General features: G+C 59.2%; 21 protein-coding genes. 10 read left to right on the forward strand and 11 right to left on the reverse strand.

Features of this window, described 5'->3' with window-relative positions:
• Positions 1-97: 97 nt before the first annotated feature.
• Genes maiA through hmgA form a run of 3 tightly spaced genes read right to left on the reverse strand, consistent with a single transcriptional unit; the run spans position 98 to position 3358 of the window.
• Complete coding sequence (gene maiA, locus QMX91_RS18400; RefSeq protein ID WP_282413156.1) at positions 98-733, reverse strand: maleylacetoacetate isomerase; 636 nt, start codon at positions 731-733, stop codon at positions 98-100.
• Between the two features lie 12 nt (positions 734-745).
• Positions 746-2050: a fumarylacetoacetase gene (gene fahA, locus QMX91_RS18405; protein ID WP_282413157.1), complete on the reverse strand. Its 1305-nt coding sequence runs from the start codon at positions 2048-2050 to the stop codon at positions 746-748.
• Between the two features lie 3 nt (positions 2051-2053).
• Positions 2054-3358, reverse strand: coding sequence for a homogentisate 1,2-dioxygenase (hmgA, locus tag QMX91_RS18410; protein WP_135294981.1), 1305 nt, complete (start codon positions 3356-3358; stop codon positions 2054-2056).
• A 165-nt stretch (positions 3359-3523) separates the two neighbouring features.
• On the opposite strand from hmgA, the gene QMX91_RS18415 reads away from it, so the two are divergent.
• Complete coding sequence (locus QMX91_RS18415; RefSeq protein WP_139053830.1) at positions 3524-4309, forward strand: IclR family transcriptional regulator; 786 nt, start codon at positions 3524-3526, stop codon at positions 4307-4309.
• Between the two features lie 31 nt (positions 4310-4340).
• On the opposite strand, the gene QMX91_RS18420 is transcribed toward QMX91_RS18415, so the two are convergent.
• From QMX91_RS18420 to QMX91_RS18445, 6 genes are all read right to left on the reverse strand, one after another.
• Complete coding sequence (locus QMX91_RS18420; RefSeq protein WP_282413158.1) at positions 4341-7823, reverse strand: DUF6543 domain-containing protein; 3483 nt, start codon at positions 7821-7823, stop codon at positions 4341-4343.
• Positions 7824-8422: 599 nt separating this feature from the next.
• Positions 8423-9334, reverse strand: a complete 912-nt coding sequence (locus QMX91_RS18425; RefSeq protein ID WP_007968066.1) for an SDR family oxidoreductase — start codon at positions 9332-9334, stop codon at positions 8423-8425.
• Positions 9335-9535: 201 nt separating this feature from the next.
• Positions 9536-10438, reverse strand: a complete 903-nt coding sequence (locus QMX91_RS18430) for an alpha/beta hydrolase (RefSeq protein ID WP_098967246.1) — start codon at positions 10436-10438, stop codon at positions 9536-9538.
• Positions 10438-11220: a class II aldolase/adducin family protein gene (locus tag QMX91_RS18435; protein WP_098967244.1), complete on the reverse strand. Its 783-nt coding sequence runs from the start codon at positions 11218-11220 to the stop codon at positions 10438-10440. The genes QMX91_RS18430 and QMX91_RS18435 overlap by 1 nt, the downstream gene beginning before the upstream one ends.
• Before the next feature lie 131 nt (positions 11221-11351).
• Complete coding sequence (locus QMX91_RS18440) at positions 11352-12038, reverse strand: LrgB family protein (RefSeq protein ID WP_135294978.1); 687 nt, start codon at positions 12036-12038, stop codon at positions 11352-11354.
• Positions 12028-12414, reverse strand: a complete 387-nt coding sequence (locus tag QMX91_RS18445; protein WP_027610876.1) for a CidA/LrgA family protein — start codon at positions 12412-12414, stop codon at positions 12028-12030. The genes QMX91_RS18440 and QMX91_RS18445 overlap by 11 nt, the downstream gene beginning before the upstream one ends.
• A 94-nt stretch (positions 12415-12508) precedes the next feature.
• Between QMX91_RS18445 and QMX91_RS18450 the strand changes: the two genes are divergently transcribed.
• Positions 12509-13396, forward strand: a complete 888-nt coding sequence (locus tag QMX91_RS18450) for a LysR family transcriptional regulator (RefSeq protein ID WP_134785455.1) — start codon at positions 12509-12511, stop codon at positions 13394-13396.
• On the opposite strand, the gene QMX91_RS18455 is transcribed toward QMX91_RS18450, so the two are convergent.
• Positions 13386-13841 (reverse strand): flavodoxin, encoded by a 456-nt coding sequence (locus QMX91_RS18455; protein ID WP_210558910.1) that lies wholly within the window; start codon positions 13839-13841, stop codon positions 13386-13388. The genes QMX91_RS18450 and QMX91_RS18455 overlap by 11 nt on opposite strands.
• A 152-nt stretch (positions 13842-13993) precedes the next feature.
• Between QMX91_RS18455 and QMX91_RS18460 the strand changes: the two genes are divergently transcribed.
• Positions 13994-14470 (forward strand): PAS domain-containing protein, encoded by a 477-nt coding sequence (locus QMX91_RS18460; protein ID WP_210558909.1) that lies wholly within the window; start codon positions 13994-13996, stop codon positions 14468-14470.
• A 55-nt stretch (positions 14471-14525) separates the two neighbouring features.
• On the forward strand, positions 14526-15131 hold the full coding sequence (locus QMX91_RS18465; protein ID WP_027610872.1) for a hypothetical protein: 606 nt from the start codon (positions 14526-14528) through the stop codon (positions 15129-15131).
• 3 nt (positions 15132-15134) lie between these two features.
• Here QMX91_RS18465 and QMX91_RS18470 read toward each other — a convergent pair whose 3' ends face one another.
• Positions 15135-16094, reverse strand: a complete 960-nt coding sequence (locus QMX91_RS18470) for a MerR family transcriptional regulator (RefSeq protein ID WP_096795375.1) — start codon at positions 16092-16094, stop codon at positions 15135-15137.
• A gap of 212 nt (positions 16095-16306) precedes the next feature.
• On the opposite strand from QMX91_RS18470, the gene QMX91_RS18475 reads away from it, so the two are divergent.
• The 6 genes from QMX91_RS18475 (at position 16307) to QMX91_RS18500 (ending at position 19444) form a co-directional block, all read left to right on the forward strand.
• Positions 16307-16876 (forward strand): antibiotic biosynthesis monooxygenase, encoded by a 570-nt coding sequence (locus tag QMX91_RS18475; RefSeq protein ID WP_098967238.1) that lies wholly within the window; start codon positions 16307-16309, stop codon positions 16874-16876.
• A gap of 179 nt (positions 16877-17055) precedes the next feature.
• On the forward strand, positions 17056-17766 hold the full coding sequence (gene folM, locus QMX91_RS18480; RefSeq protein WP_139053839.1) for a dihydromonapterin reductase: 711 nt from the start codon (positions 17056-17058) through the stop codon (positions 17764-17766).
• Between the two features lie 21 nt (positions 17767-17787).
• On the forward strand, positions 17788-18348 hold the full coding sequence (gene folE / locus QMX91_RS18485) for a GTP cyclohydrolase I FolE (RefSeq protein ID WP_097090401.1): 561 nt from the start codon (positions 17788-17790) through the stop codon (positions 18346-18348).
• Entirely contained in the window at positions 18349-18720 is a 372-nt protein-coding gene (folX, locus tag QMX91_RS18490; protein WP_007968040.1) for a dihydroneopterin triphosphate 2'-epimerase, read from the forward strand. It abuts the gene before it with no gap.
• 96 nt (positions 18721-18816) lie between these two features.
• Positions 18817-19113 carry a DUF1244 domain-containing protein gene (locus QMX91_RS18495; protein ID WP_007968038.1) on the forward strand — a complete coding sequence of 99 codons (297 nt, stop codon included), beginning with the start codon at positions 18817-18819 and terminating at the stop codon, positions 19111-19113.
• A complete protein-coding gene (locus QMX91_RS18500; protein WP_003221728.1) occupies positions 19106-19444 on the forward strand; it encodes a HopJ type III effector protein in 339 nt (112 codons plus the stop codon). The genes QMX91_RS18495 and QMX91_RS18500 overlap by 8 nt, the downstream gene beginning before the upstream one ends.
• The last annotated feature ends 87 nt before the right edge of the window (positions 19445-19531 follow it).

A 19531-nucleotide genomic window follows, 5' to 3' on the forward strand; every position in this document is an offset into this window, starting at 1 on the left:
GGCTTGCTCGCGAAAGCGGTGTATCAGTCAGCATCCCGGTACCTGACACTCCGCTTTCGCGAGCAAGCCCGCTCCCACATTGGGGCAAGGTGAAGCTTTAAGGGGTATCCGGCTGATTGGCCGGATGCGCCTTGATGAACGCCGAATGCTCAGCCGCCAACGCCGCCACCCGACAAATCCGCGGATAAGCCTCCAGCGAAACACCGAAGCGCTCGGCCGCATACAACTGCGGAATCAGATAAACATCCGCCACACACGGCCACTCGCCGAAACAGAAACCGCTGTCACCGATCAATTGCTCGACGGCCGCCAGCCCCTGACTGATCCAGTGCGCGATCCACTCCACCACCTGCGGCTCTTCGTGGCCCAACTGGCGCAGGCGATTGAGCACGCTGACGTTATGCAGCGGATGCACATCGCAGCCGATCACCGCCGCCACACCGCGCACATGAGCACGGGCAGCGAGGTCTTCGGGCAGCAATGGCAGCTGTGGATAACGCTCTTCCAGGTACTCGATGATCGCCGGCGACTGAATCAGCAGCTCGCCGTCATCGGTGCGCAGGGCCGGCACCCGGCCCTGCGGATTGATCGCCAGATACGCCGGCTGGCGATGCTCACCTCCCGACGGCGCGATCAGATTGACCGGCAACGCGGTGTAGTCGAGCCCTTTCAGCGCCAACGCGATACGCACCCGATAAGACGAGGTCGAGCGGTAATAGGTGTAGAGATCCATGATCCGCTCCTGTCAGCGCGCCGCCAGCACTTTGCCGCGGCATTCGCCGAAGCCGATCGAGGCAAAACCGTCACGGGCGCAGCGCGCACGCAGAATGATTTCGTCGCCGTCTTCGAGGAATTTGCGCACTTCGCCGGAGGCCAGTTCGATCGGCTTTTTACCGCCCTCGGTGATTTCCAGCAGGCTGCCGAACTGACCGCTTTGCGGGCCGGACAAAGTCCCCGAACCGAACAGGTCACCGGCCTGCAACTGGCAGCCGTTGACGCTGTGGTGCGCGACCATTTGTGCGACGGTCCAGTACATGTAGCGGGTGTTGCTCAGAGTCAGGCGATGGGCCGGCAGATTCTGTTCGCGCATGGCTTCGGTGAGCAGCAGCACTTCCAGTTCAATATCGAATGCGCCAGCGTCCTGATCGCGTTTGTCGAACAGGTATGGCAGCGGCTGCGGATCACCTTCCGGGCGCGCAGGTTGCGCCATGCGGAATGGCTCCAGCGCTTCGGCGGTCACCACCCATGGCGAAACACTGGTGATAAAACTCTTGGAGAGGAACGGGCCCAGCGGCTGGTATTCCCAGGCCTGGATATCGCGGGCCGACCAGTCGTTGAGCAGGCAGAAACCGGCAATGTGTTCGGCGGCGTCACCGATGGCAATCGGCTCGCCCATGTCGTTGCCCTGACCGATCCAGATGCCCAGTTCCAGCTCGTAGTCCAGTCGTGCGCACGGGCCGAAGGTCGGCTCGCTCGCACCGGCCGGCAGGGTCTGGCCTTTCGGGCGGCGCACGTCGGTACCAGAAGCGCGCACGGTGGAGGCGCGACCGTGATAACCGATCGGCACGTGCTTGTAGTTAGGCAGCAGCGGGTTGTCCGGGCGGAACAGTTTGCCGACGTTCTGCGCGTGTTCGATGCCGACGTAGAAGTCGGTGTAATCGCTGATGCGTGCCGGCAGGTGCATCTGACAATCAGCAGCCAGTGGCAGCAGTTTTGCGCCTTGGGCTTCGATGGCGCCGCGATGAGTGCTGCCCTCGCCGAACAATTCCAGCAAGCGGCTGCGCAAGGCTACGCGGGCTTCACGACCGAGGTCGAAGAACGCATTCAGCACGCCGCCGTGCGTGGCTTCGACCGCGCTGCGTGCCGGGCCGTCGAACAGGCCGGCTTCAAGCGCCACCTGCAGATCGAAAATATGTTCACCAATCGCCACGCCCGCGCGCGGCGCCGAGCCGCCAGTGCTGAACACGCCCAGCGGCAGGTTCTGCAGCGGGAAATCCGCGTGGCCATTGGCCGAAGCAACCCAGCTGCGGGTGATGGAAGTCTGAGTCATGGGTTATCTCCGGGTCGGGTCGAACGTGGCGGGCAGCGTGGCCCAGCAGGCGTCGTAAGTGGATTGCAGTTGCGGGCAGTCGAGGGCGAAGCGGCTTGGGCGCAGTACCTGACTGGTCTCGAACATGAATGCCATGGTGTTGTCGATCTTCGCCGGTTTGAGTTCCGCGTTGATCGCTTTGGTGCAGGTTTCGCCATCCGGGCCGTGGGCGCTCATGCAGCTGTGCAACGAGGCACCGCCGGGCACGAAGCCTTCTGCCTTGGCGTCGTATTCGCCCTGAATCAGGCCCATGAATTCGTTCATCAGGTTGCGATGGAACCACGGCGGACGGAAGGTGTTCTCGGCGACCATCCAGCGTGGCGGGAAGATCACGAAGTCGAGGTTGGCCAGACCGTGCACGCTGGTCGGCGAGGTCAGCACGGTGAAGATCGACGGATCCGGGTGATCGAAGCTCACGGTGCCGATGGTGTTGAAACGGCGCAGATCATATTTGTACGGCACGTTGTTGCCGTGCCAGGCGACCACGTTCAGCGGCGAATGATCGAGCTCGGTGCCCCACAACTGGCCGAGGAATTTCTGCACCAGCGTCGTCGGCTGCTGCAGGTTTTCGTAAGACGCGACCGGCGCGAGGAAATCCCGTGGATTGGCCAGGCCGTTGCTGCCGATTGGCCCCAGGTCCGGCAGGCGCAGCGGCGCGCCGTGGTTCTCGGCAACGTAACCGCGCGCCTGCGGATCAAGCAGCTCGACGCGGAATTTCAGGCCACGCGGCAGCACAGCAATTTCCAGCGGCGCGACTTCGAGCACGCCGAGTTCAGTGGCAATTCGCAGCCGCCCCAGTTGCGGCACCAGCAGCAGTTCGCCGTCGGCGTTGTAAAACACCCGCTCCATCGAACGGTTGGCGGTGTAGTTATAGATGCTGATGCCGGCTGGTTTTTCCGCCGCCGAATTGGCCACCATGCCGACCAGACCGTCGATGAAATCAGTCGGCTCGGCCGGGATATCCAGAGGATTCCAGCGCAGGCGATTGGGCGTCACTTCACCCAACGGGCCGCCGGCCAGTTGCCGCTCCAGTTTGACGAACGCCGGGTGATTGGCCGATGGCTGGATCCGGTACATCCAGGTACGCCGGGCTTCACTACGGGTCATGGTAAACGCAGTGCCGGAGAGCAATTCGGTATAGAGGCCGTACGGGGCTTTTTGCGGGGAGTTCTGGCCGATGGGCAAGGCGCCGGGCAACGCTTCACTGCTGAATTCGTTGCCGAAACCGGACTGGTACGTCAGCTCCGACGCGTTTGAATCGAGGTTCATGGAGCCTCCTGAACAGGGAGTCGGCAGTGGCCCATCGCTCTGGCTCAGAGCTTTGCGCACGCCGGGGTTGTTATTATCGTAATTCGATTACGCATAACGTAATTTGCTCGCTATCCAGCGTCAAGCTATAAAGACGCCCATTCGTTTTCGGATCCCGGCCGCACCATGGAAAAAACCAGCGACAGCAACGGCAAACAGAAAGTCCGCTCCGCCGAGGTCGGCACCGACATCCTCAAGGCGTTGGCCGAGTTGTCGCCCTCTACCTCACTGTCGCGTCTGGCCGAACATGTGCAGATGCCCGCGAGCAAGGTGCACCGTTATCTTCAGGCACTGATCGCCAGCGGTTTTGCCGAGCAGAATGCCGCCACCAACCACTACGGCCTCGGCCGTGAAGCGTTGCGTGTAGGCTTGGCAGCCCTGAACAGTATGGACGTGCTGAAAGTCGCCGCCCTGCCCCTGTCTGAGCTGCGCGACGAATTGAATGAAACCTGCTTTCTGGCGGTGTGGGGCAATCAGGGCGCGACCGTAGTGCACATCGAGCCGGCAGTGCGCGCGGTGACGGTGGTGACTCAGTTGGGTTCGGTTTTGCCGCTGCTTAGTTCGTCCACCGGGCTGGTGTTCAGTGCCTTTCTGCCGCATCGGGAAACCGATGAGTTGCGCGCGCAGGAAATCGCCGTCGCCGGCCATCCACTGGCCGATCAAAATGCCTACAGCGGTTTGTGCGAGCAGATCCGCGAACGCGGTCTGCATCATGTGCACGGCTTGTTGATGCCAGGTGTGGACGCGTTGTCAGCCCCGGTGTTCAACGCAGTCGGGCAGATCGCCGCGGTGCTGACCATCGTCGGCCCGACTTCACTGTTCCACGCTGATGAAGACGGCCCGGCGGCGCAGCGGTTACTGGCGGCGTCGCGGGCCGTGAGCTGGCGAATGGGGTATGAGCAAGCCGATTGAGTCAGGCGATCTCCAGGCGCCAGCCCGGGGATCAGCGCACGATGGTCTGGCTGATGCCGGTTACCCGATCCTTCATCAATTCAGTGAAGAAATCGATCAACTGTTGATCTGCCGCTTTATGACCCGCCGCCTCGGCGACGAATTGCGCCGCCGACCGTGCATCATCGACCAGACCGAGAAACGATCGTTGAACGTTGGTCACCTGCTTGATCACCTCTGCGCTCGCACCGGCTGTGGCCGCCTGGCCGAGCGTAAATAGTCCGATCAACGCGTCCGCGCCGTATCCCAGTGCCGCCGAGTAGTCACCGCGCCGTTGCGCCTGTGCTCCGTCGTAGACACTTTTCATCATCTGCACCGCAACGGCCACGGAGCCAATAGGCGGCACGGCGAGACTGATGACATTCACCACTTTGATCAGGCCATCGTAAACCAGTCCCGCGATAACCTCCTTCAAACTGGTGGTTCGCTCATCGATATCGCTCAATGCGCGACGCACTCTCCGATCATGGAACGTGAAGAGGTTGTTCAACTTGGCGCGTTCTTGCGTCTTGACCGGAGGCAGAGGTTTCCCGCTCGCGGCAAGATCGTCAAAATAATCATTGATTACTTTTTGATCGACGATTGCAACCCGGTCAAAGTAGTAATCGCGCATCGGTCCGTATTGGAAACGAATGGATGGAATGAAATCGTTGATGGGTCGATAGGCAACGCCATCCGGCGCATCGGGCGTATATAACCAGTCGTGGAACTGGCCGAGAATGTTCATCCGCAGGATGTAGACACCCGCAACCGTACGATCCCTCGACTTGGTCAAGCCTGTTTTCCCGATATTGAATTCGTAAAGACCTTCATCACCTTCTGCGGACGAATCATTGATCGGGTAGTGATAGACATCCTCTTTCAAATTCCCGACAACCCGTTGTAGCGCTAAAAAAATGTCAGACCCAAACCTGCCATCGATGTAGTTGGAGAGCAGATCGTAATGCATCTGACAGCGAATTTTTTTTGCGTGAACGGCGCGCTTGAATGCATAGCCAGGATGCTTCCCGTCCAGATAGTCGGTATTGAGCATTTCCGTATACCTGTCGCCAGGACGGAATGTTTTCGATAACGAGGACAGATCGCGAATATCCAGTTGATCGATCGCCGGATGGCCGTCCGTCAAAAAATACCTCGGGTCATACTTGCTCGGATATGCCGGATTGGCAGCTTCAAACGACAGCCCTTCGATGAGCAGATCCGTTACGCTTTTCTGAAAATCGTCAGTCTGGACAATAATCTGATCGGGATTGATCTCGATATTTCGTCCTCGCGAACGCAACAGGCTTTCAAGGTTCTGCTTTACCGCATCATGGGTAAAGCGTTCGAAAGAAGGGAACGCATTGTCCCTTGCCTCTACGGTGGAGAGCGCTTTCAGTTCGGTATTCAATCGAGCGTAACGTTTGCGCGGCTCAATCCCGAGGTAGCGGTAAGGCGCAGGCGCAATGGTCTTGTGTAACGCCAGTTCAGACTGATAAGCGACTTTGACGTCATTGAGCAACGGCGCTGTGCCATTGGGGAAAAGGTCCGAGTATTGGGTATCCAGCTTATATAGATAATGGGTGGAGTGACGGCTGGCACCGCGCAAGGATCCGGCATCGTGCAAATAGTCCGGATGAATCAATGACGCCGCGTATTGACGATCAGCGGTCATGGCCGATTCAAACCATTTGTTCAGAGCGAATGCATCCGCAAACGTCATGAAAACAGACTTGCCTGCAGGTGTTATCAGATAAACAAGATAGTTCCGAGTCTCCGGTGCCTGAAAAACCATCACACCTTTCAAGGCGGGCCCCGGAATCTGCAGGCTCAGTTTCAATCCGCGGATAGACACCGACGAGTCACCTGCCAGCGCCCTTTCGATTACCTTCGCTTCGGTTTCACTGAAAATGCCCGAATGGCGCGCAACGAAAAGCGCGAACTCGATGTTGCTGTGCAAGTGGTCGCGATACGCCTGTGCAAACTCCGGCGATGGATCAGCCGAAAGACTGGATACAAACTGCGAGCGCACGTTGATGTTGTTCAACCATTGCTCAAGTGCAGCAGCGGACAGCTTGCTGCCGGGCGGCATCCCGGTGAGGCTGATTTCGGCTTTATACCCCTCGTCATGCAGACCGAAGATGATGAATTCCGTCAGGGTCCGGTTATCGACCTGCTCTAGGGTGCGGCCCCCCAGTTGCATCTTGTGGACGCTGCGCACCTTTATCGTCTCGGCTTCCAGTTGCTCACCCAACGCGCTCATCGCCCACTCGGAAAAACAACGCAAGACATAATCTTTAAACGAGAAACACCTGTCGAAAACCACCTGGTAGTCAGAGTGATATTTCTCCATCGAGTGCTCAAGCTCGACGTAACGCTGCTGAAGAGTGTTACCACCGTTCTTCAGCCAGAGTGGCCATTCGGTCCGCTTGAGTTCTGCCTGCACTTGATCGAATCGACGACCGATGTCAGCACGCATCACCGACAACATCTGATTGTCCTGCAATACCCGGCTGAACGCTCGAGTCTGGCCCTTGCGATCGCGCATCAGACTTGCAAGCGTCTCAAGTTGTCCCTTCAAGTAAGCGTCGACACAATGAGCGGACAAACTTTGCGTGGCTTTAGGGAAAGCGATTTTGCTACCGGACGCCGATACACGCGCCAGCAGCGTTGCATGCACCTCGAGATTCCTGGCGAAGTATTCAAAGCCGTTGCCTGGCGTGTGAATGACATAACCGGTGGGCTCATTGAGCAGTTTCATTTGCGGATCCGCCCGCATCGCATTATCGAGGATAAAACCCGGAACAAGCGAAGTGCGAGAGTCGAATTCAGGACTCACCACAACGTTATAAGCGCCGGCGCCGTTTTCCAGGTTCAACAAATAGCAATAGCGCGTCGCCATGCCGTGATCCAGAAATCCCGCCATGGCTTTTAAAGAAAGCTCCGCTGTCAGCACAACGTTATAAGCCTGCTGCAAGGCCTGTTTATTTGTCAGCCCGGTCTTTTCAGTTGTTGCGACTTTTACGGGAGCCGCCCAATACTTGGTCATCTCCGAACGCAGGCTGCTTTCCAGATTTCGCAGCGTATAAGTAATAGCCTCCTCAGCCTCGATAATACTGAAGCCTTTGACTCTCATCTGTTCGCCAACGGTATCGGGCAGGTGAAAGACACCGTCCCCGCCGCCAGCCAGATAGCTCGGCAGCACATTATTATCAAGACAATGAAGCAATACCTCAGAGAGTTTCCCCGAAGGACGACGTTCAATCTCATTAGACTGATCGGTGATATTGATATAAACATTATCAATATCGATATTCTTCTGCCGCTGCTGCAATTCTTGCTGCAATGCCTGCCGAGCAATTTGCCGAACTGTCGGGATCGCCTCAACAATAGCGAACAAATCATTCTGCGCGGCAGCGGCCTTTACCCACTCAGCCCTCCAGGTTACTTCTGCACCTTCAGAACCTCGCATCAAACTTTTGTATAACTTATCCATATTCAAGTCCTATCTTTCAAGTTCAGTGAACGCAACCCCGCATCACTGCGATAGCGAAAGATAGTTTTATTTTTAACAAACAAGAAGCGCCAGTTCATTTCAACAAATATAGATTACAAGGTATTAACCGAAACAAAAAAACCACCTGTGAAAAATGACAAATTCACAGACAAATAATCCGCACAAAACTTTATACAAAGTCACTAACTCAGCCATCCATAATAGACAGCGAAGCGTTATTTCCGGACGCGAGCACTTTGCGCAGTCCGTGCACAGTCCTGTGGCGCGATCAAGACTGTTGCACGCCCCGTAACAGTGCATGTCCGGAATCGCTATTTTTCCTTCGGGTTCAAGTGCTTATTCTGAGCGGGCTTTCAGGCAGACGCCGCAAAGCACCAAGCCTTGGCTGCTGAGCAACTCGCGCCAGCGCTGACCGATTTCAGATGAGTCGATGCTTCGATTGATCGCCCCGGTGTTCACTGACGTTGATTTGTAGCTCCTTGATCCAACGTCTTACCTTGGCCGCTGCGTTTGCAGCGGCCTTTTTTATGGGCGAAGGCTTTACCGGCGGGATCGGTATTTGCGGGGCGTGGCAAACGTTACAGCGAATACTTCTGCAAATTCGCCATCATTTCCTTCAGCGCTTCAATGTTGTCCTTCGGATGCGCCGCGCCTTCGAAATCGCAGATCTGCTGCCAGTGCGCCGCGACATCTTCCGGGGAGAAGCCGCTGCGGGGATCGAAGCCAGCACCGAGGCTGCGTTCCCAGCGCACCTTGCCCATCCAGCCGCCACCGACTTCAAACAGGCCGGACGTTTCCTGGCACTGTTCACTGGCCAGGTACACCACCAGCGGGCTGACCAGCTCCGGTTTGAGCTGTTCGAACACTTGCGGCGGGATCAGGCCTTCGGTCATACGCGTGCCGCCGGTAGGCGCGATGGCATTGACCAGAATATTGTTCTTGCGACCTTCGATGGCCAGGGTACGGGTCAGGCCGTAGAGGCCGAGTTTGGCCATACCGTAGTTGGACTGGCCGAAGTTGCCGTAGATGCCCGAGGTCGAGGCGGTGAAGATCACCCGGCCGTAGTTTTGCTCGCGCAAGTGCGGCCAGGCGGCCCGGGTCACTTTGTAGGCGCCCTCGACGTGGACGCGATAGACAAGATCCCAGTCGGCGTCGTCCATCTTGTGAAAGGTCTTGTCGCGCAGAATCCCGGCGTTGTTCACCACCACATCGACACGGCCGAAGGCGTCGAGGGCGTTCTGCACCAGTTTGTCGCCGTCGGTGACCGAGTCGTGGTTGGCCTCGGCGATGCCGCCGGCTTCGCGAATTTCCGCCACCACACGGTCGGCGGCGGAAGCGTTGGCCCCTTCGCCCTGAGTCGAACCGCCGAGGTCGTTGACCAGCACTTTGGCACCGTGCCGGGCGAACAGCAAAGCGTGCGCTCGCCCCAGGCCACCACCGGCGCCGGTGACGATCACGACTTTATCTTCGAAACGTACGGACTCATTCATCGCAGGAACTCCAGCAGGCCAGTAATGAGTCCGAGTGTCAGGCACAGGGCTTTGGGTCACAACGAATACGGCTGAGGCTGAATGGTGCGCGATAAGGGTGAGGGATGATGAGGGCGTCAAAAGATCAAAAGATCGCAGCCTGCGGCAGCTCCTACAGAAGATCGGTGTAGGAGCTGCCGCAGGCTGCGATCTTTTGACCTCTCAGGAGCATGCGACCTTGCGCGGCGGCAACTCCAGGCGCTCACGAAACGCCAGGTAATGCTTGAGCACCTGCACTGGCGCTTCAATTTGTGGGTAATGGCCGATGCCCGGCAACAGCACCGTATCGGCGTCGGCAATCAGCTCGCGGTAACGATCGACCATGTGCGCACCGGAGATCGGGTCAACTTCGCCATCAATCACCCGTAGCGGGATTTCATCACGCTGCATGGCCGCCACCCAGCGGTCACGCTGCACGCGGCGCTCGGGGATGTAGCCGATCAGTTTGTGCAGGATGCGTGGGCCACGATGGGTCTCGATCAGGCTCCAGAAATCATCCAGCTCACTTTCGCTGGGGCCGGTCTGCGGACCGAAGATCTGGCGGAAACTTTTTACCAGTGCATCACGGGTGAACGCCCGTCCGATCATCCAGCCCAGCGGGCTGAGCAGCAGCTTTTGCATCAGCACAGGACGATGGGTTTCGGGGAACAGCCCGCCATTGAGAAAGACGCAACTGGCGACCTCGATCCGGTTTTCGTAATGCCGGGCGAGCAATTCCTGGGCAACGCTGTCGCCGTAATCGTGGGCCAGCACATGCACCGCTTGCTCGACCTGAAGATGCGCCAGCAGCGCCTGTTGCAAGTCGGCCTGTTCCAGCAGGCTGTAGCGGTGGTTCAACGGTTTGGCCGAGTCACCGAAACCGAGCATGTCACAGGCGATCACCCGGTAGCGCTGGGCCAGAGGCTGCCACAGGTAGTGCCAGTCCCAACTGGCCGTCGGGAAACCGTGGATCAGCAGCAGCGGCTCACCCTGCCCCGCCGTCCAGTAACGGATCGACTGGCCGCGGAAGACAAACGTCCGGCTGCGTTTGCGCCAGACACACAGAGGAATCTCGGCAAGAGGCATCAGAGTTTATATCCGGGGTCTTGTTTATCGAGTTTGCGCAGCAACGCCGGCCAGGCCAGCGCGCCGCCCATGCCTTTAGCACTTTTGGTGACGCCGGCGATCATCGCTTTGGCGCCCGCCAGGATCTGCGGTTCGATGGCAATCAGTTCAGCAGCGCCGGTTTGCGCCATGACCTGAATATCGCAGGCGCGCTGGAAGGTGAACATCATCAGAAAGGTGTCGGCGATGGTGCCGCCACAGGTCAACAGACCGTGGTTGTGCAGCATCAGGAAATTGTTCTCGCCCAGGTCGGCTTGCAAGCGCGCCTTCTCTTCATGATTCAGCGCCACGCCTTCATAGGCGTGATAGGCCAGACTCGACAGCACGAACAGCGATTGCTGGCTGATCGGCAACACACCCTGTTTTTGCGCTGAAACGGCTACACCGGACGCGGTGTGGGTGTGCAGCACGCAAACCACATCGTGCCGCACTTCGTGCACGGCGCTGTGGATGGTGTAACCGGCGGGATTGATTTCGTATGGACTGTCCATGAGCTTGTGGCCGGCCTGATCGACTTTGACCAGGCTCGACGCGGTGATCTCATGGAACATCAACCCGAACGGGTTGATCAGGAAATCTTCGGTGCCCGGGACCTTGGCCGAGATGTGGGTGAAGATCAGGTCATCCCAGCCATGTAGCGCAACCAGCCGATAACAGGCGGCGAGATCGACCCGGGTCTGCCATTCCGCGGCACTGACCTGGTCTTTGACATCAAGGGACAATTGGACGGGGGCTACGCTCACTGTATGCACCTCTGCGTTCTTATTGTTCTGCACGTACGAGCAGTCTAGTCAGGCGCAGAGGATCGCGTAGTTGCATTGCCAGCCAGCTTGATGACTGAGCGGGTCAGCCAGGCAAACTCCTTGGATCCATGTCAAAGCAACGACGCCAACAAAGGCGCGGCGAACAGATTGAGCAGCCCGGTCAGCACCATCACCAGCCCCGCCACCGAGCCTTCCTCACCGCCCACTTCATGCGCCCGACTGACGCCTGCGCCGTGCGCGCCAACCCCGAACAACGCGCCGCGCGCCAACGCACTGCGCAACGGCAGCCACTTGAGCAATACGCCGCCGAGCATCGCGCCGAACACGCCGGTAAACATCACGAACACGGCAGTCAGTTCCGGCACGCCACCGAGATCCTGCGCCAGCGGCATGGCGAATGGCGTGGTGATCGAGCGCGGCACCAGCGACATCGTCACCGAGCTATCCAGCGCCAGCGCTCTGGCCAGGCCGAACGACGTAGCGATCGACGCCGCGCTGCCGGCAAGCATGCCCAGCAACAGCGCTGACCAGTGCCGCACCAGCAGACGCCGCTGCTGCCAGATCGGTACGGCGAAGGCCACCGTCACCGGCCCGAGCACCAGCATCAACCAATGGGTGTTGCTCGAATATTCGGCATACGCGGTGTGCAACGGCACCGCGAGCGCAAGCAACAGCGCCGGTACCAGAATCAGCGGCGACAGCAGATAGCGCCCGGTGCGCCGGTAAATCCAGCGACTGAACAGGTACGCCAACAGCGTAAAGGCGAGCCAGAACATCGGCATCCATTCAAGCTTCATGGGACCGCCTCAGGCGCACGGCCAGCTCCACGGTGAAGGCTGTTACCAGCATCACCATCAGGGTGCTGGCGCCGATCACCAGCAGAATCCGCCAGCCGTCATCTCGCAACAGTGCGCCGTAGTCGAGCAGACTCATCAGTGCCGGAATAAAGAACAGCAGCATCTCGGCCATCAGCAATCCGGCCCCCAGTTGCAACGCCGCCGGTTTGACCCAACCAAACGCGAACGCCAGCAGCAACAGGGCCATGCCGATCACGCCGCCGGGAATCGGCCAGGCCAACCACGCGGCGATCTGACAGCCGAGCAGGTAGAGACCGAGCAACACGGCCAGTTCTGCGAATAGACGGGACAGGTATTTGAGGGATGCGGCGTTCATGATGGGCTCCTTACAGGGGCTTATTTTACGAAGCGGCCTGTCATCCCAGAAGCGAATTGTTAGACTCAGCCCTATTCCACAATGGAATCGGATGATGGAATTCAAACAGCTGCGCAGCTTTGTCGAAGTCATGCATCAGGGCGGCTTCACCCAGGCGGCGAAAACCCTGCACATCAGCCAGTCGGCGGTGAGCAAACAAGTTGCGCAACTGGAGCAGAGCCTCGGCACGCCCTTGCTCGAACGACTCGGCTCGCAATTGCGCCTGACCGCCGCGGGCAGCGTGGTGTTGCAACGGGCCGAAGGCATGTTGCGTTTGCGTAACGAGTTGCTCAGCGAACTGGATGATCTGAGCCAACTGGCACGCGGCGAATTGCGCCTCGGTCTGCCGCTGTTGGGTAGTGATGCGCTGTTCGCCGGGTTGTTCGCCGAGTATCGCCGGCGCTATCCGAACATCAGCATTCAATTGCTTGAGGGTGGCAGCCGCAATGTCGAGCAAGCGGTGCTCAGCGGCGAACTGGAGTTAGGCGGGAGCCTGCTGCCGAAAGATCCGCAGTTCGATTTCCAGCCGTTCTGCGATGAGAAACTCGATGCGTTATTGCCGGTGGATCATCCGTTGGCGGGGCGCGGCGAGATTGGCCTTGAGGAATTGGCCGACACGCCGTTCCTGTTGTATCAGCGCAGCTTCGTGCTCAATGACCGTTTACTGCAGGCCTGCCAGCAACTGGGCTTTACCCCGAAAGAAGGCGGGCGCAGCGGGCAGGCGGATTTTCTCGTGGCACTGGTGGCCGCCGGGCAAGGCGTGGTGCTGCTGCCCAGCGTGGTGGCCCGGGCACTGGAGCGTCCGGGCGTGGTGCGCCTGACCTTGCGCGCGCCAGATTATTTGCGCTGGGACATCGCCTTCATCTGGCGCCAGGGCGCCTATCTGTCGAAAGCCGCGCAGGCCTGGCTGGCTCTGCTGCGTGAGCGCGCGATCAGCCCTTGAGCGTGTCGATCAATTGCGCCAGCCATGGCTCGGCGTCGGTTTCCGGGGTCACGCTTTCGCTGGCGTCCAGACGCAGCATCTCCTGCACTTCGCGCACGCCCAGTTCGGCGAACAACTCACGCATCAGTTCGCCGCCGCCACAGAACGTATCGCCGTAACTGGCATCGCCCAAACCGATCACCGCGCCCGGCAAACCGCGCCACGCGGCTGGCAACTGGTCGCGAATCGCCGAATACAACGGCTGCAGGTTATCCGGCAACTCGCCCATGCCAGTGGTAGACGTCACCGCGAGAAACGCTTCAGGTGCGAACGCCTGGATATCCGCCAGGCTGGCGCGCGGGTTGTAGAAGGTTTCAAAACCGGCGTCTTTCAGCAGGTTCTGCGCGTGACGGGCGACTTCTTCGGCCGTGCCGTATACCGAGCCGGAGAGGATGGCGACTTTCATCAATCTGATCCTGAAGCTGAAAAAAAGAGCGGCGATAGTAGCAGTCCGACGCAAAAGCCGCGATCCAGCCCCGATTCGCCGTGATAGCCAGTAGACAGCGGCGTTGGAACTTCTAGAATGCCAGCCATTATCGACACTGAAAGGATTCATTGATGATCAACGCCAGTCTGCTGCAAATGGTGATCAACGCGTCGAACGATGGAATCGTGGTGGCCGAAAAGGAAGGCGAGCAGGACAACATCCTGATTTACGTAAACCCGGCCTTCGAACGCCTGACCGGTTACAGCAGCGAAGAGATTCTTTATCAGGACTGCCGCTTTCTGCAGTCAGGAGACCGCGATCAAGCCGGTCTGTCGCTGATTCGCGACACCTTGCACAACGGCGGGGCGTGCCGGGAAATCCTGCGCAACTACCGCAAGGATGGCACCCCGTTCTGGAACGAACTGTCGCTTTCGACGGTGAAAAACGCTGATGACGGCCAGACTTATTTCGTCGGTGTGCAGAAAGATGTCACGGTTCAGGTCAAGGCGCAGCAACGCGTAATTCAGCTCGAGGCTGAGGTCGCAGCGCTGAAAGCGGAACTGGCAGCGTTGAAAGCGACGAACGGCGTAAACAAAACTGCGAACTAAGTGTCAGTAACTACAATCACCAATGACTTTGTAACTATTTCTTTCGAGCCAGGCCATGCAACGCGACGCACTCCTGACCCAGGATGAGCTGGATTTCATCCAGACCATGCAGCACAACCCGCAGCTCAATGTGCGGGATGCGACGTCGAGCCTGCTGGTCAATGGTGGTTCGCAGATCCGTGACCTGCTCACGCGCCTGGCGGCTCACGAGCAAGTGACCATCCAGGCCAACTTCGAAAATCAGCAAATGACCTTCCCGCTGCATCTGGTGGAAGACGAATTCCACGCGTTGCACCTGCGTCTGGGCGTGCCGAGCATTTACGAAGACGGGCCGATGATTCGCCCATGGCGCCTGACCCTCGAAGAGCCGGTCGCGCTGGAAAACGCAAAAGGGCAGCCAGGCATGATGTGGGTGCACGAGGTGTCGCACAAAGGCGTGCTGCTGGAAATGCGCAACAAGACCAAACCGCCCAAGCATTTCGCCCTGTGGTTCAGCCCTTCAGGTTATGAGCGGATTTCCCTGCGCGGCAATTTCGAGCGCGAAACCGAGCACGGTTTTTACGCCTACGAGCTGAGCCAGACCGATGCCGATGAAACCGAACGCCTGCGCCAGTTCATCCTGCAACAACACCGTCTGACCCACCCCGCCCTGCACACCTGAAATTCAGGTATCCAGCGTACCTGCGAGAAATTGCGTCATGCGCTGACGCATCGTCGCCCCTTCATTGCCCAGACAACCGATCGACGATCCGGCCAGACTGTCCTGTGCCAGATCGGCAGCGTCGCCGGCGAGCATTACCTGACAGTCGAGACTCAAGGCCAGTCGATTCAGACGGCGCGGCAAATCCGCGGTGGGGGCGTGGTTGGAAAAAAGCACCAGCGCCTGCGGCTTGATCCGCTCGCACACCAGCGCCAACTCATCGAATGGCTGGCCGGTGGTCAGCACCCGCACGCCCGCATCATTGCCACTGAGAAACAACGCGGCAACCAGTAGCTCGAGTTCACGACACTGACCGGCGAGCGCACTGACAATCACTTTGCGCGGCTGGGTGCCGCGCAGCGCGACGATCCGCTGCAACACCCGCGCCCGCAGGAACCCGTCGAAAAACAGCCACTCGCTGGTCTGCCCGAAGGCATCCTGGCGCTGCAACATCTGCAGCCACAAAGGCATGAGAATGTTCTGAAACACTACCGGCAGCGAGTAGGACGAGAAGATCTGGTTGTAAACCTGATCCAGCGCGCGGTCGTCGAACGAACTGACGGCCAATTGCACCTGCTGCTGCCATTGCGCGTAATCGGCCTGGACCAGATCATCGGGGATGATATGGGCCAAGGCTTTCAGCGGCTCGGTCCTCGCCAGGATCTTGCCGACCTTGCTCACGGCAACGCCGCGATCAATCCAGTCGACAATGCTGCGCACGCGCTCGATTTCGGTCATCGAATACAACCGGTGCCCGCTTTCGGTGCGCGTCGGCTGGATCAGACCGTAGCGGCGCTCCCATGCACGCAGCGTTACCGGGTTGACGCCGGTCAGCCGCGACACCTCCCGAATAGGGAACAACTCTTCGCGCTCAAGTGCGACAGAGGCCTGCGAGGCAGGGTTAGCGTCCGTGATAACAGCCATGGTGCTGATGTGTCCGCTCGGTAAATTTGGATCCCATTCTACATCCGATGCCCTCTGTCGGTTCAACCCAATAAACAGAGACGAAAGTCTCTGAAACTGTCATCAAAATCGGGAATAATCCTTGCTTGTTGAAAAGCGCAGACCCCTACCCCGGTTTGCGCAATGCGAAACCTCCTACCCGGAGCGCCGCACTCGAAATATGGAGATACACAATGTCTACTTCCCCCGTCACGCTGATGGTTGCGCGTCGCGTCGCCGACGGCCGCTATCAGGACCTGATTGCCTGGCTGCGCGAAGGCGAACAACTGGCCACTGACTTTCCCGGTTATCTAGGTTCCGGCGTGCTCGCTCCGCCACCCGGTGACAACGAATTCCAGATCATTTTCCGCTTCGTCGACGAGCAGACCCTGCACGCCTGGGAGCACTCGGTCTCGCGTACCGCGTGGCTGGCGCGGGGCAGCGATCTGTTCGAGCATCCCAAGGAGCATCGGGTCAGCGGCATCGAAGGCTGGTTCGGCGCTGCCGGTCAACGGCCACCACGCTGGAAACAGGCCGTGGCGATCTGGCTGGCGTTCTTCCCGGTGTCGCTGCTGTTCAACTTTGTCCTCGGACCGCTGCTCGGCGAGATGAGCCTGCTGCCGCGGGTATTGGTCAGTACGGCGTGCCTGACGCCGTTGATGGTGTATTTCTTTATTCCACTGTCGACACGGTTGCTGGCGGGTTGGCTGAACAGCGTCCCGGCACCTCGACTGCCTGTTGAACCAGTGTCTCAAAACCGCTGAGCGCCCATGTGGGAGCGGGCTTGCTCGCGAAAGCGTCGTGTCAGTTGATGTATCCGTGCCTGGCACACCGCCTTCGCGAGCAAGCCCGGCTCCCACAAAAGCACAGCACCCGTCTTGCGATAGGTGGGCACCCCGCGTCACTGTTATAGTTTTTACTCCCACCGCGACGCGAGCCGTTCATGTCCAAATCCTCCGCCCCGATCCTCATCACCGGTGCCGGCCAGCGTGTCGGTCTGCACTGCGCACAGCGTTTGCTTGAAGACGGCCATCGGGTCATCTTCACCTACCGCAGCGAACGTCCGGGCGTACAAGCCCTGCGTGATCTGGGCGCTGTCGCGGTGTTCGCAGACTTCTCCAGCGAAGCCACCATCCTCGCCTTCATCGATGAACTGAAAACCCACACCGACTGCCTGCGCGCCATCGTCCACAACGCCTCCGAATGGCTGGCGGAAACCCCGGGCAGTGAAGCCGAGGCCTTCTCGCGCATGCTCAACGTGCACATGCTCGCGCCGTATCTGATCAACCTGCACTGCGCCGACCTGCTCAAGCGCTCGACACCGGCCGACATCATCCACATCAGCGACGACGTCACGCGCAAGGGCAGCAGCAAACACATCGGTTATTGCGCCAGCAAAGCCGGGCTCGACAGCCTGACCCTGTCCTTCGCCGCGCGCTACGCGCCGGCAATCAAAGTCAACGGCATCGCGCCGGCCCTGCTATTGTTCAATCCCGACGACGACGCGGCGTACCGCGCAAGGGCGCTGGCCAAATCCGCGCTGGGCATCGAACCCGGCAGCGAAGTGATCTACCAGAGCCTGCGCTATCTGCTCGACAACCCCTATGTCACCGGCACAACCCTGACCGTCAACGGCGGACGGCACGTCAAATAAGCTGCTGCGCGAGGATCTGCCATGACCCGTTCCCTGCCCGAGAATTACCGCGAGATCCTCATCGGCCTCGGCGAAGACCCCGACCGCGAAGGTCTGCTCGATACCCCGGTGCGCGCGGCCAAGGCCATGCAATACCTGTGTCACGGCTATGAACAGAGTGTGGATCAGATCGTCAACGGCGCGCTTTTTGCCTCCGACAGCGACGAGATGATCATCGTCGCCGACATCGAGCTCTACTCGTTGTGCGAACATCACCTGCTGCCCTTCATCGGCAAGGCCCATGTGGCTTATATTCCGACAGGCAAGGTGCTGGGGCTGTCGAAGATCGCGCGGCTGGTGGACATGTTCGCCCGGCGCCTGCAGATTCAGGAAAACCTCACCCGGCAGATTGCCGATGCGGTGCAACAGGTCACCGATGCCGCCGGCGTCGCGGTGGTCATCGAGGCCCGGCACATGTGCATGATGATGCGCGGTGTCGAGAAACAGAATTCGACCATGAACACCTCGGTCATGCTTGGCGCCTTTCGCGACTCGAGCAACACCCGCCAGGAGTTCCTGCAATTGATTGGACGGAGCAAGTAAATGTCACAACTTCAACCGGGAATGGCGCGCATCCGGGTCAAGGATCTGCGCTTGCGCACCTTTATCGGGATCAACGAGGACGAGATCCTCAACAAGCAGGATGTGCTGATCAATCTCACGATCCTGTACGCGGCGCAGGAAGCGGTGCGCGACAACGACATCGATCACGCGCTGAATTACCGCACCATCACCAAGGCGATCATCGCCCACGTCGAGGGCAATCGGTTTGCGCTGCTCGAACGCCTGACCCAGGAACTGCTGGATCTGGTGATGACTCATGCTGCAGTGCTGTACGCCGAAGTCGAAGTCGACAAGCCGCATGCGCTGCGTTTTGCCGAGTCGGTGTCAATAACGCTTGCAGCGAGCCGCTAGCTTCAAGCTTCAAGCGGCAAGCTGTAAACTTCGTATCAACGCCACCCATCTTGCAGCTTGAAGCTCGTCGCTTGAAGCTGTCTCGCAGAGACTCCCATGACCGAGCAACAACGCCTCGAACTCGAAGCCGCCGCCTTCCGCCGGCTGGTCGCCCATCTGGACAGCCGTAAGGACGTGCAGAACATCGACCTGATGAACCTCGCCGGATTCTGCCGCAACTGCCTGTCCAAGTGGTACAAGGCTGCCGCCGATGACCGTCAGATCGAGGTCAGCCTCGACGACGCCCGTGAAGTGGTTTACGGCATGCCTTACGCCGAGTGGAAAGCCCAATACCAGCAAGAAGCCAGCGCCGAACAACAGGCGGCGTTCGCCAAAGGAAAACCCAATGAGTGATCTGAACACCCTGCGCGCCAGCCTCAAGAGCGGCGAACACGCTTTCGCCGACACCCTGGCTTTCATCGCCGCCGGTTACGACTACCAGCCTCAGGCGTTCAACAACGGTGGCGTGGAAAACGCCGCCGGGCAGAACGAAGGTTCGTGCAAGACCCTGGGTCTGGCGCTACTGGAAGGCTTGAGCGATGAAGAAGCGCTGCTGGCATTCGGCGAGCATTACCGCTCGGTGGTGGCGACGCCTGAGGGCAGCGACCACGGCAATATCCGCGCGCTGATCAAGCACGGGCTGGCGGGTGTGAAGTTCGAAACGCAGCCCCTGACCCGTCGCTGATTTCCATAGCCAACCCCATTCCCTGTGGGAGCGGGCTTGCTCGCGAAGGCGCCGTGCCAGGCGACTTTTCTTTGTCTGACACACCGC

The organism is Pseudomonas sp. PS01299 (genome assembly GCF_029960145.1).
In the GTDB taxonomy this organism is placed as follows: domain Bacteria; phylum Pseudomonadota; class Gammaproteobacteria; order Pseudomonadales; family Pseudomonadaceae; genus Aquipseudomonas; species Aquipseudomonas putida_A.